The sequence below is a fragment of the Saprospiraceae bacterium genome (assembly GCA_016713025.1).
Lineage (GTDB): Bacteria > Bacteroidota > Bacteroidia > Chitinophagales > Saprospiraceae > OLB9.
Window position 1 is genome coordinate 102988 of the sequence record JADJPZ010000002.1, and the last position, 13679, is coordinate 116666.

At 37.7% G+C, this 13679-nt stretch carries 7 protein-coding genes; all 7 read left to right on the forward strand.

From position 1 onward, the window contains the following. Positions 1 to 88 precede the first annotated feature (88 nt). The 7 genes from IPK35_00650 (at position 89) to IPK35_00680 (ending at position 13663) form a co-directional block, all read left to right on the forward strand. Positions 89 to 763, forward strand: a complete 675-nt coding sequence (locus IPK35_00650) for a DUF2461 domain-containing protein (GenBank protein ID MBK8051807.1) — start codon at positions 89 to 91, stop codon at positions 761 to 763. 221 nt (positions 764 to 984) lie between these two features. After that, complete coding sequence (locus IPK35_00655; GenBank protein ID MBK8051808.1) at positions 985 to 1437, forward strand: hypothetical protein; 453 nt, start codon at positions 985 to 987, stop codon at positions 1435 to 1437. A gap of 26 nt (positions 1438 to 1463) precedes the next feature. Beyond that, on the forward strand, positions 1464 to 4514 hold the full coding sequence (locus IPK35_00660; GenBank protein MBK8051809.1) for a M4 family metallopeptidase: 3051 nt from the start codon (positions 1464 to 1466) through the stop codon (positions 4512 to 4514). Between the two features lie 577 nt (positions 4515 to 5091). Next, positions 5092 to 9456: a T9SS type A sorting domain-containing protein gene (locus tag IPK35_00665; protein ID MBK8051810.1), complete on the forward strand. Its 4365-nt coding sequence runs from the start codon at positions 5092 to 5094 to the stop codon at positions 9454 to 9456. A gap of 108 nt (positions 9457 to 9564) precedes the next feature. Then, complete coding sequence (gene polA / locus IPK35_00670; GenBank protein MBK8051811.1) at positions 9565 to 12369, forward strand: DNA polymerase I; 2805 nt, start codon at positions 9565 to 9567, stop codon at positions 12367 to 12369. Positions 12370 to 12378: 9 nt separating this feature from the next. Further along, positions 12379 to 13383, forward strand: coding sequence for an Rpn family recombination-promoting nuclease/putative transposase (locus tag IPK35_00675; GenBank protein ID MBK8051812.1), 1005 nt, complete (start codon positions 12379 to 12381; stop codon positions 13381 to 13383). A 7-nt stretch (positions 13384 to 13390) separates the two neighbouring features. Continuing rightward, entirely contained in the window at positions 13391 to 13663 is a 273-nt protein-coding gene (locus IPK35_00680) for a hypothetical protein (protein MBK8051813.1), read from the forward strand. Positions 13664 to 13679 lie beyond the last annotated feature (16 nt).

Consider the following 13679-nt stretch of genomic DNA (forward strand, 5'->3'; position numbering starts at 1 on the left):
GCCTACTAACCCTATTGTTTATGATTTAATATATCACATTATAAAATATATTTACCTATCTTTGTTATTCAAAGCAATATGATTCAGCATGGTAAACCCTTCAACATTAAATTTTCTTAAAGAACTTAAAGAAAATAATAATAAAACTTGGTTTGACGAGCATAGAAAAGAATACGAAAATGCAAAATCAAACTACTTAAGGTGTGCCGGAGATATCCTCGCAGAGATGCAGAAAATCGATAGTTCTCTCGAGGTGCTCAATCCCAAAGATTGTATATTTCGCATCAACAGGGATGTAAGATTTTCGGCGGATAAGTCACCATATAAAACCAATCTGGGTATTGTCCTCCATCCACACGGTAAAAAATTTAACCTTGCTGCATATTACCTTCACATAGAACCCGGAAGTTCATTTGTTGGAGGTGGCTTATGGATGCCTGAATCTCAGCTTCTTCAGAAATTAAGAAAAGAGATTTCCTATTTTTATGATGATCTTAAAAGTGTACTTGATGATCCGAACTTCAGTAACTTGTATGGTGACCTAGATGTCGAAGCAGGACAAAAATTGAGCCGTCCACCCAAGGGTTATGAAGCTGATGATCCCGCCATAGAATATCTGAAATTAAAAAGTTTTACAGCAAGTACACCGATAAAAGACGATGTTCTGATGTCAGAAGATATGATTTCTGCATGTGTGAAGCATTTTACTTCATTAAAGCCATTTCTTTCATTTATCAACCGAGGTTTGATGCATGGGGATTAGGAGTTTTGGCCTTTAGTGGTTAGCTTTTGATTTCATGCCGCGAGTTACTCGGAAATGCTTTGTTGGCCTATAGTTTTTGTTACTTTGATAAAAAATGTAGTCTAAATACTTTGTATAAACAATATGAACAAATTTGGTTTAGCATACATCCATCTCATAATAATCGTATGAAGAGTTCTTTTACGTCAAGCAGTAAAGTTAGCCTAATAAATAATATACAAATGAATAAAATTTTATCAATTATAAAAATTACTTCAATTTTAATTATCATGATTATGGCTTCGTGCAAAACGACAAAATATTCATTCGATCCTGAAAAAACCAATAAAGCATTCATTACCTTTGGCAATGGCGGAGGCATCACCGGTGCCATAAAGAAATATTATTTTACAAATGACGGCGACATTTATTTTCAGGAGGCGGACAGTATAAAGTTCATCGCCCAAATTCCGGAAAAAACCAGTGCCCAAATATTTGGAAGCTACCTGAAACTCGGTCTAGATAAGAATATACTCAGCGAGCCTGGAAATCGTTATTATTTTTTGGAACTGAATACTAAGGATTTGAATCATGCTATGAAATGGGGGAAAAACGAGTTGCACAATCCAAATATAGAAAAACTATACAATATCCTTATGAATTTAGTAAAACAAAAAACTGAGAATACAAAATAATGTTAATATACAAATCTCAATCTATTATGAAGCAAATCTTATTTCTGACTTTTGTTTTGATAGCAGTAAGTCTTTCTGCACAGCTCAGGAGAGTGGATCATACTCAGGATCCTAAAGCATCAGAAAACACAAGAAGCAACTTGCCCTTTTCTCAAAACAGAGCTTCAATCCCTACGGCGGACTTCAATGTAAAGACAGTCTCCGGACCTTCAGTTGAATTCCTGGAATCCGGACTTAAAGCCGGAATGTACAATGAGCTGGGTGTTCCGTTATATATAGAAGGTAAACTAAAAGTTAGCGGGCGTCGTGGTACATCACCACAAAACCTTGCCATGGAATACCTTACCACCGCAGGTAGTGTCATGAAAATCAACCAGCCTGAAAAAGAATTTTCTATCACGTCAGTGGAGACTGATGAATTGGGAATGACTCATGTGCGGACAAGGCAAGAAAAAGATGGTGTGCCGGTATATGGGGCAGAAGTGTTGATGCACGGAAGAAATAATTCTTTTGATTTTCTGAACGGCACATTCTATCCTTCTATCGAGGATTTGAATACAAAACCTTCATTGAACCCAGCCTTAGCAAAACAGATTGTAGAAAAAAATCTTGAATCAATATCAGCCTATAGTGATGAGGTCAAAATGTTATTCAAGGGCATCAAAGAAAACAGTGAACTGGTAGTGTATCCCTACGATGGGGCATTTCATCTTGCGTATCATGTGACAAAGTATAAAAATATCATCGACCGATGGGAGTACTTCATAGATGCTCATACAGGAGAAGTAATAAATAAATATCAAAGTATCTGTAAATTTCATAATCATAAAAAGTCAGAAATCTGCGACTCAAATGCTGAAGATTTGATGGACGGAAAAGCTACCTCCAATTCCATGGATTTGCTTAACATCTCCAGACTGATCAATACCTATCAGGTAGGGTCAAAATACTATATGATAGATGGGTCCAGAGATATCTTTAATACCAGTCCCGCCAATATGCCCAATGACCCGGATGGCGTCATCTGGACCATCGATGCCTTCAATACATCACCTCAAAAAGACAATTTCAAATACGACCACGTCACTTCTACCAATAATGCCTGGAGCAGCAAGACAGCTGTATCATCACACTATAATGGTGGTCAGGCATATGAGTATTTCAGAAATGTGCACGGCCGTAAATCCATCAACGGTCAGGGTGGAAACATCATATCTCTCATCAATGTAGCAGATGATGATGGATCATCTATGGGCAATGCATTCTGGAATGGTCAGGCCATGTTTTATGGCAATGGTGATGGTGCTTTCCAACCATTGGCTCGAGGTCTTGATGTGGCTGGTCATGAGATGTCGCATGGAGTCATACAAAGCACTGCCAATCTGGAGTATCAGGGTGAATCCGGGGCACTTAATGAATCCTTTGCAGATGTATTTGGTGTATTGATAGACAGGGATGACTGGAAGATAGGCGAAGATGTGGTCAAAACTACAGCATTTCCTTCAGGCGCTTTGCGCAGTATGGAAAACCCTTACAATGGAGCACCTGCCAATGATTTTAATAAAGGATGGCAACCAAGAATATATAGTGAAAGGTACAAAGGGTCTGAAGACAACGGTGGCGTACATATCAATAGCGGTATCCCCAATTGGGCATTTTTCAAATTTGCAACTGCTATTGGTAAGGACAAAGCGGAAAAAGTCTATTACAGAGCCTTGACTACCTATCTTACAAAGTCTTCCAAATTTACAGATTGCAGGATTGCTGTTATAAAAGCTGCAACTGATCTATATACAGTTACCGAAGTCAATGCCGCCAAAAAAGCATTTGATGAAGTCGGAATTTTAGGTGAAGTCACAGGAAATTATCAGAATGATACACAGGTCAATCCGGGTGATGAATTTATATTGGCGACAGGACCTGACGGCACAGGTATGTTCATCCATGATTCGAGCGGTAAGGAATTGGCAAAAATTACATCTAAAAAAGTCATCAGCAAACCAAGCGTTACAGATGATGGTGCTATCATAGTGTATGTGGCATCAGATAAAAAAATATATTTTGCTACAATAGACTGGGCCAAAGCAGAATTTAAACCTGATCAGGTTTTTGACTCAAGAGGTTTATGGCATAATGCGATCATATCTAAGGATGGTTCGAAAATTGCCGCTATATATAGTGATGATAAGAATACTATCAATGTGTATGATGTGGCGTCAAAAGGAGAAAGTGATTTTGAATTGTACAACCCGACATATACACAAGGAGTAAGTACGGGAGATGTACTGCAGGCAGATGCCATGGAGTTTGATGCCACAGGAGAGTGGATCATGTACGATGCTGAAAATGAGATAAAGAGTGCTACAGCAGGAGCGATAGAGTACTGGGACATAGGTTTTATTAAAGTATGGAACAATAGCACAAAGACATTTTCACTGGGTAAAGTAGAGAAACTGTATTCTTCGCTTCCTAAAAACGTAAGTATAGGCAATCCCACTTTTTCGAAAAACAGCCCGTACATCATCGCTTTTGATTATATTACTAATGGCACTGAATTTAATCTCTTTGGTGCCAATATAGAGACAGGTAAGTCAGGTGTCATTTTCAAAAACAATGCTTTAGGATATCCCAATTTCAGCAGTAAAGATAATCGTCTTATTTTTGAAGAAAAATCCCTGACGAGCTTTAATCTGAAAACCATAGGACTGAAATCTACCAAAATAGAACCATCTTCATCTTCGACCTCTCAAGTAATTCCCTCAAAAAGGTGGGCAATATGGTTCAGCAATGGCAAAAGAGTACTTTCTGATACCAAAGATGATCAAATCCAGGCATCATGGATTAAAATCACGGGCAATCCTGTATCCGAAAAACTAGTTTTGACTTTATCTTCAGAGTTGATTTCGTCACCAAAAATCATGATTCATGACGTCTTTGGTAGAGAAGTGTACAGCATACATCATTCAGGCAATGAATCATCATTGAGCCTGGAAGTGCAGCATTTGCCTGCAGGCCTATATACAGTATCCGTCATTTCAAACCATAACCTTGCAAGTGAAAAGTTTGTAAAGAACTAAATACTTTTGGGTGCATTTCATTTTTTCGCCCTTTGCTCGATTTCTTATCAAGTTTCGTTTGTTCGTCGTAGCTTCCAGCTACGATGTAATATAGACAGGCATCTTGCCTGAATTGCTAAATAATAAAATGGTGATTTTTAATGTGAAGCGAAAAAGTGAAATACTCCCATCCTTTTCTGCATTTATTTTTTTCAAAAACTGTGTCATCTATCATTCTTGATTTTGGCACAGTTTTTGTTTTTATATCTAGATACCTTTTGACAATGGGTTAGATTGAAAAAGAGAAGCATACCCAAATGCAAAATAGATGTATATCATTCAAATATGATATATGATTTTTTAAATCTCTATTGATCAATATTTTACATAGTATATTACATTCAGATGTTAATATTTTACTGGTATTAAAAGAAAAAATATACTAAAAATACCACCACATTTTTACCCTTTCAGGTGGTCTGATGCTATACCTTTGCACCATTCCCACTTAATAAAGTAAATCTTTATTTAAATCTGACCTAAGCCTGCACGTCGCAGGCCTGAACTCATTTTTTTAATAACCAAAAACTTTTTACCCATGGTAAAGAAAGATTTACTTACACGATGTAAGGGGATTCCGGCATTTAATTTTTCGCTGTTGAGTCTCCTGTTTTTATTCACTTTTTCAATTGTTGATTCTGTCGAAGCCCAATCCTCGATTGCATGTAATGACAGAGTTAATATTTCAGTATCAGATGAATGTACGCTTCTCCTTGAAATAGATAAATTTCAAGAAGGTACATTGCCAATCGCACCATTAAGGATACGTATCAAACCAAACAATGGTTCGATGTATTTGCAGCAACTCACCGTCGGAGTTAATGGACAATTAGTATTAGGGCCCAATCCGGTGAATTTCTTAGGGATTCAAGTTCTGAGTAGTGCAGCTGTAAAGCTCATGCTAGGTAAAGTACACACCTATGAAATTTATCACACCACAAGTACTAACAAGTGCTGGGGTACCTTCCTTTTGGAAGACAAGCTGGCTCCAACCGTGACTTGCCAACCTAACAGAACTGTGGCTTGTGTTGATGCCAGACTTTATTTAAATACCGACATCAGAAGTACTTCAATCCTTCGTAGACCACTTTCAGTGAGAGACAACTGTGGATTTACAGATTCTTCTTTGGTCGTGCAGGACAAAAGAACCAATTGTGGTGGGTATATAGCCAGACACTGGTCTTATACAGACTGTGGAGGGACGAAAGGAGAATGCAAAGATACTATCTTTTTATCACCACTTCCTGATACAAGGATAATGTGTCCTGATGCATATGTTCAGATAAAATGTACTTCGGGAACAACTCCTGATCAGATTTATGATGAGGTTTTTGCCAGAACTTCGGGTTCTAATGTGACAAAAGATACTACAGCTCTAAAAGCAGCTTATCCATTTTTTAAAGATATATTAGGAAGAGCAGCTTATGATGTAAATGTGACAGCTACTGCCAATAAAAAATTTGGCAGAATAGAAGGTGTTTGCGGATTTTTAACAACCTACAGTGATCAGTTGATATATCCTTGCGGCCCTACTTGTAGTGCTAAGACAAAAACAATAAGAAAATGGTTAGTGATCGATTGGTGTACCGGAAGTACAAAAGAATGTACACAAATCATAGAAAAGTCTAATCCGGATGGCCCTACGATAGAAGCAAATGATATCACTGCAAGTGTCGATCCTTGGGCATGCGCTTCCAATTTTACTTTCCCTGATCCTACCATCCTACATGATGCGTGTGATCCAAACCCTACGTACGAAGTCAGAGGTCCTCTTGGTATTAACATCATCAAAGATCCTGTAAGTAAGAAATGGATTGCTGTAGGTGCGCCAAAAGGTATTCATGAGTTTTACTATGTTGGAAAGGATTGTTGCGGTCATGAAGGATTAGATCTAATCACCGTTACCATAGTGGATCGAACTCCTCCTGTGGCAGTGGCAAAACAAAACATTGTAATATCTCTTACTACAGGTGGAGAAAACGATGGTATTGCAAAACTCTTTTCTAATTCAGTTGACAACGGTTCGTATGATAGCTGTACACCTGTGCATCTTGAACTAAGAAGAGAAGAAGACGATACCAGAGATAATGATGGATGCGGTGTCAAAGGCAATAAAACCTATAATGCCGACGGTCATCCAAATGACGGCTCTAAAAATCCAGCTTCTCCTGATTATGATCCTGACGGTGGATTGTTTGTAAAATTCTGTTGTGATGACATCACCAACAGAGAAGGCGCAGTACCTTTTGGGATAGTAAAAGTATGGATGAGAGTGTGGGATGATGGCAATATGTCAGGAATATATGGTGATACTATCAATGGCCATACAGACAATTACAATGAGACTTGGGCCAATGTTAGAGTGGAAGACAAATTGACTCCTAAGATTGTATGTCCGGCTGATGTTACTATTTATTGTGATGATGATGCTTCAAATCTTGCTATGGTAGGAAAAGCAAGAGCTTATTCAAACTGCCTTGATCTTGATGTAGACTACAGAGACAGTAATGGGGCTAATAGTTGCGGAAAAGGAACCATAACACGGACATGGTTTATCAAATCCAGACCGACCATCACATGTACACAAAGAATATACAAACAAGAAAGAGGTGAAGAAATCAACCCCGATCGAATCACATGGCCAGACTCTTTAATCACAACCAACTGTGCCACTGATGTTGCATTGATAAAACCAACATGGAGAAGCGGAGCCTGTGATCAGGTAGGATTGAGTCTGAAGTCTGATACTTTCTACTTTGAAGGCAATGCGTGTATGAAAATCATCAACCGATGGACTATCATCAACTGGTGTACTTATAATCCAAACTGGAATGGATCAGGTACTCAACCAGGAATATGGCAGCGTTCGACAGTAGTAAAGGTGGTTGATAATGTCAAACCTACTCTAGGCTCATGTGCACCAGCAATGTATGAAGTAGCAGGCAACACCTGTTCTGTAAAAGATCTTGTGATCACTCAAACAGCCGACGATCAGGGACAATGTGCATCTGATTGGTTGAAATGGATAGTCTTTGTTGACCTTTGGGGTGATGGAACTAATGATCTGGAGTATTCATCATTTTTGCCTGTTACTGATGGAAATATCACTAATGATTCCAATGGAAACGGCATCAATGATAGATATGTAGCTCCAACAGGTAGAGGTGGTCAGGTAAGCATTACGATACCCGAAATCTCTGGTAGCATGTCCAACCATAAGATCACATGGAGAGTAACTGATGGCTGTGGAAACGTAACATCTTGCTTTCAGGACTTCATGGTAGTGGATAAAAAGAAACCTACACCGTACTGTCTCAATCTTAGCTCCGCCTTGATGAAAAACGGAGAGGTTGAATTATGGGCTGTTGACTTCAATGTTGCGTCATTTGATAATTGCTCAGCAGCAAGTAATTTATTATACACATTCAATGAAGCACATCCTGTTTTGACAAAAATAACTCAGACCCACTACTTCAAAGGTAAGGGATTGGATGCTACTTTAGCTGAATACAATGCCGGTAATGCACAGAAGTGGATTCCAGCATCAAAATCTTCAGGAATGATCTTCGGATGTCGCAATTTGCCATCTGTTGATGTTAAAATGACTGTATGGGATGAAAAGCTCAACTTTGACTTTTGTCTTGTTAAACTTAGTTTGCTCGACAATCAGGGAGCTTGTGGTGGAAATGTAACAACAGGCAATATTGCAGGTAAGATGGTTTCACAAATAGGCCAAGGTGTCGTTAATGCAGATGTCGTACTGGAAAATGGTATAGCAGAAATGTTGAAAATGACCTCAACAAATAGTAGTGGTGAATACAATTTTTCTACACTAATGAACTATTCGTATACTATTGAAGGCCGAAAAACTGATGACTATCTGAATGGAGTAAGTACACTTGACCTTGTGATAATACAAAAACATGTTTTGGGTCTTGAAGAGCTTACTAACCCTTATTATATCATAGCTGCAGACGCCAATGGCGACCAGAAAGTGACAGCTTCTGACCTTACCGAATTGCGAAAATTGATTTTAGGTATATATTCTAAACTTCCAAAATCTAATAGCTGGAAATTTATAAACAGCAACCAGACTTTTGAAAACGCCAAACAACCATGGCCTTTGAATGAAAAAATTGCCATCTCGGAGATGAATAAGTCAATGACTAATCAAAATTTTGTAGCTGTCAAGATAGGTGATGTAAACGGGTCTGCCTCTGGCAATGTTGCTAATAGTAATACTGAAGTAAGGAGTACTGTCGAATTGACAACTGAAGACAAAACAGTAAAGGCAGGAGAAACTCATAATATCGTATTGAATTCCTCTGTTACAAATGTATTTGGTATGCAGTTTACTCTTAATGTAAATAATGCTGAACTTAAGGATGTATTCGTTGGTGATCAGAAATTGGGACAGGGAAATATTGCACAAATTTCTGACAATAAATACACTATCAGTTGGAACGATGTCAACGCAAAGGATGGAAATGAAATACTTACACTTCAATTGATCTCTAAGGCAGATGCACAGATTTCAGACTTGATTTCAATTAACTCTTCTGTGACTTCTTCTGAAATATATAGTGGAAATGATCTTCAAACCAACAAATTGTCACTAAGATTTGGCGGTGCAGGTTCATCAGAATTCACTCTATATCAGAATGAACCAAATCCATTCAATGATAAAACTGTAATTTCTTTCAACTTGCCTGAAGCAGGAGAAGCTACCCTAAAAGTTTTCGATGTAACAGGACAAGTAGTATATAAAAATATTGGATCTTTTGGTAAAGGTATCAATAGCTTTACAATCACCAGAAATGATCTTCCATCCAAGGGTGTGATGATTTATCAGGTAGAAAGTGGAGTAAATGCTGCCACCAAAAAGATGATCGGGCTCGAGTAACAACAATTTGCTTAAATTAATTCCTTAAGGGATGCATCGTAAAGGTGCATCCCTTTTTCAGTTTTAATTATTACCTTTGGAATTTTTTATGTGAAAATAGTAATTATGATGGAAGATAAAAGATTGTTTTTGCTTGACGGTCACGCCTTGGTTTACCGGGCACATTTTGCATTTATTACCAGACCTTTGATCAATTCTAAAGGTTTAAATACTTCAGCAATCACCGGATTTGTGCGCACTTTGTGGGACCTGATGGTCAACCAAAAACCCACTCATATAGCTGTGGCTTTTGATCCTAAGGGCGGAACTTTCAGGCACGAATATTATCCGCAATACAAGGCAAACAGAGACGCTCAACCGGAAGATATTACCATTGCCATGAAGTACATTCCTGATATTATAGATGCATTCAACATACCTGTTGTGATGGTGCCCAATTATGAAGCAGATGATGTCATAGGAACGCTTGCAAAACAGGCAGAAAAAGAAGGGTATACAGTTTATATGGTGACTCCTGATAAAGATTATGCTCAGCTTGTTTCAGAAAATATATATATGTATAAACCTGGTCGTCAGGGAAATGAAGTGGAGATACTTGGGGTTAAAGAAATTTTAAAAAATTGGGATATAGAAAAAGTAGAACAAGTGATTGATGTACTTGGCCTCCAAGGCGATAGTGTGGACAATATACCTGGCATACCTGGTATCGGACCTAAAACAGCTGTTGCACTTTTGAAAGAATACGGATCAGTCGAAAATATCATTGCCAATGCAGAAAGTCTCAAAGGAAAACAAAAAGAAAATGTCATCACTTATGCTGAGCAGGCACTTCTCTCAAAAAGACTGGCAACGATTGACTTAAATTCTCCAATACAATTTGATGCTACAAGGTTCAATCTTGATCCTATGAACAAAGAAAAATTAAAAGAAATTTTTCTGGAACTGGAATTCAGAACATTGGCTCAACAGATCCTTGGAAATGATTCCGTAGGTAAACCTGTCAATCAAACCGGTGTTCAACAGTCACTTTTCGGAGAGGAACCAATTCAGTCTTCAGCTCCAAGCAGCACAGAAAAACCTGACTATCAGATTGCAAAAAAGAATATTGACAACACAACTCACACCTATCATCTTGTACAATCAGAAGTGGAAATCCTTGATCTGGTCAATAAACTCCAAAAGGCAGAAATGATCAGTTTCGATACTGAAACTACAGGTATCGACGCCCATCAGGCAGAACTGGTAGGGCTTTCATTTAGTATTGTTCCTGGTGAGGCATATTACATACCGACCCCTTCTGATCAAAAAGAAGTAAAAAAAACTCTTGAATACTTCAGACCCATCCTTGAAAACCCCTTCATAACCAAAATTGGTCAAAATATCAAATATGATATGACCATGATGAAATGGTATGGGATAGAATTGCAGGGATTTTTGTACGATACCATGATCACACACTATCTGTGTGAACCGGACCTGAGACATAAACTAGACTATCTTACTGAATCATATCTGGATTACAAAATGGTGCCAATAGAAGATCTTATCGGCAAAGGGGGAAAAAATCAATTGTCAATGCGTCAGGTAGCTCTTGAAAAAGTGAAGGAATATGCAGGTGAAGATGCGGACCTTACTTTACAGCTTGTTCCGGTGATGAAAAAAATGATGGCCGAAAACGAACTCGACGAATTGTACAAAACCATCGAGGAGCCTCTGATCAGAGTATTGTGCGATCTGGAGTATGAAGGTATCAGAATCAACGGAGATTTTCTCAAAGAATATTCTAAAGAACTTGATAAACTAATCCTTGAAAAAGAACAGGAAATATACCGAAATGCAGGCGTTCAATTCAATATTTCATCACCAAGACAGGTTGGAGAAGTCTTGTTTGACAGATTAAAGGTACCGTATCGATGGAAAAAAACTTCTTCAGGGCAGTATTCTACTGATTTTGACAAGCTGACAGAGTTGGCGGGTGAGCACATTGTCATCGATACCATACTGGAGTACAGGAAATTTTCAAAACTAAAATCCACCTATGTAGATGCTCTGCCTACAATGATCAATCCGCGTACGGGAAGAGTCCATAGCAATTTTAATCAGGCAAGAGCAGCTACTGGCAGATTGAGTTCTGAAAACCCCAACCTGCAAAATATCCCCATCAAAGATGAAGCTGGTCGTGAAATAAGAAAAGCTTTTATACCCAGGGATGATAATCATATATTGCTTGCAGCTGACTATTCGCAGATAGAACTTAGGATCATTGCTGAGATAAGTCATGATCAGGCCATGCTGGATGCTTTTATTGCAGGAAATGATTTCCACAAAGCCACAGCTGCAAAAGTATATGGAGTGCCTTATGATGAAGTCACTTCAGATCAACGACGCAATGCTAAAACTGTCAATTTTTCTATCACTTATGGTGCCGGCGCGACCAATCTTTCCCGACAACTTGGTATATCCCGAAAAGAAGCTACCGAACTTATACAAAGTTACTTCAGAGAATTCAGCGGTTTGAAAAACTATATGGATGAGACGGTCCGAATGGCCAGGGAGTATGGATATGTCAAAACATTGTTGGGAAGGAGGAGAAATTTGAGGGACATCAATTCAAGAAATTCACTTACAGCTTCCAATGCAGAAAGAGTAGCCATCAATACACCTATTCAGGGTACGGCGGCAGATATGATAAAAATAGCCATGATCAATATCCACAAGGAATTTAAGTCACAGAACCTAAAATCCGTCATGGTACTTCAGGTACATGACGAATTGGTATTTGATATATATAAACCAGAACTTGAAACAGTAAAAGCAATCATCGGTGATAAAATGCGCAATGCCATCCCAGGACTGAAGGTGCCTATTTTGGTTGAAATGGGTGAAGGAAATAACTGGTTGGAGGCGCATTAAATTTGAGTTATGAACAGTTTTCATGATAAATTTATAAAAGAGCGTCTTTCTGTCAAGCAAAATGCGATAGATTTCCTGAAAATTTCAATATCGCCAGATCAATTAGACTTGTTAGATTTAAATACAATTGTACATGTCAAAAACTCTTTTGTAAATAAGGATATGAAGGAGTTGTTTTCTGATATCTTATTTGAATGCAAAATGAAGTCAGGAGATGATGCTTATTGTGCTGTACTGATTGAACATAAAAGTTACAAAGATCCTTATGCAGGCTTTCAGATTGGGGAATATCTCTTTAGTGCATACAGACATCAGATAAAAAATAAAGATCATTTTAAAATTATTATCCCAATACTATTTTATCATCACGAGCAAAAATGGGAATTTCAACCAGTTGAAGCTTTCTTTGAGGACAAGTTCAAAGATTTTTTAAAATTTGTTCCAAAGTTTGAAACCATTTTCTTTGATGTAAAATCAATGCAAGATGAGTCAATTTTAGCAATTCGTAATATAGCAATTGCATCAATGCTGATGACCCAAAAGCATGATAATGATATTCATGTGTTGATGGACAGATTAGAAAAAATATTTGAATCTCTTCAAACTGCCGAAGAACGGAACTCTTTTAGTTCGATTTTTGTTTACATATTGCATGTTTTTAAAAAAGAAGACAATGCAATAGATATTATTAAAAAAAGTATTCATAAACCTATAAATCAGTTTTTTATGACACTCTACCAGCAAATAACAGAAAAAAGCAGAATTGAAGGTAAACTCGAAGGAAAAATTGAAGGAAAACTCGAAGGAAAAATTGAAGGAAAACTTGAAGGAAAAATTGAAGGAAAACTTGAAGGAAAACTTGAAGGAAAACTTGAAGGTATATTCGAAGGTAAGGTTGAAGTTATTTTGGCCAGTTATGATGACGGATTGGAATTGTCAAGAATTTCCAAAATCACGGGATTGCGTGATAGTGATATCATTAAAATATTAAAAGAGCATAAAAAAATGAAATAGACTTTTTATGACACTCTACCAGCAAATAACAGAAAAAAGCAGACTCGAAGGTAAAATTGAAGGAAAACTTGAAGGAAAACTCGAAGGAAAAATTGAAGGAAAACTCGAAGGTAAACTCGAAGGGAAACTTGAAGGTATATTCGAAGGTAAGGTTGAAGTTATTTTGGCCAGTTATGATGACGGATTGGAAGTGGCAAGAATTTCCAAAATCACGGGATTGCGTGATAGTGATATCATTAAAATTTTGAAGGAACATAAAAGAGTTACAGAAAAATTTTGATGATACTACAAACTAA

Coding starts and splice junctions, on each gene's coding strand:
- IPK35_00655 (MBK8051808.1), top strand. CDS start 985: ATGAATAAAATTTTATCAATTATAAAAATTACTTCAATTTTAATTATC.
- IPK35_00680 (MBK8051813.1), top strand. CDS start 13,391: ATGACACTCTACCAGCAAATAACAGAAAAAAGCAGACTCGAAGGTAAA.
- IPK35_00675 (MBK8051812.1), top strand. CDS start 12,379: ATGAACAGTTTTCATGATAAATTTATAAAAGAGCGTCTTTCTGTCAAG.
- IPK35_00665 (MBK8051810.1), top strand. CDS start 5,092: ATGGTAAAGAAAGATTTACTTACACGATGTAAGGGGATTCCGGCATTT.
- polA (MBK8051811.1), top strand. CDS start 9,565: ATGGAAGATAAAAGATTGTTTTTGCTTGACGGTCACGCCTTGGTTTAC.
- IPK35_00650 (MBK8051807.1), top strand. CDS start 89: ATGGTAAACCCTTCAACATTAAATTTTCTTAAAGAACTTAAAGAAAAT.
- IPK35_00660 (MBK8051809.1), top strand. CDS start 1,464: ATGAAGCAAATCTTATTTCTGACTTTTGTTTTGATAGCAGTAAGTCTT.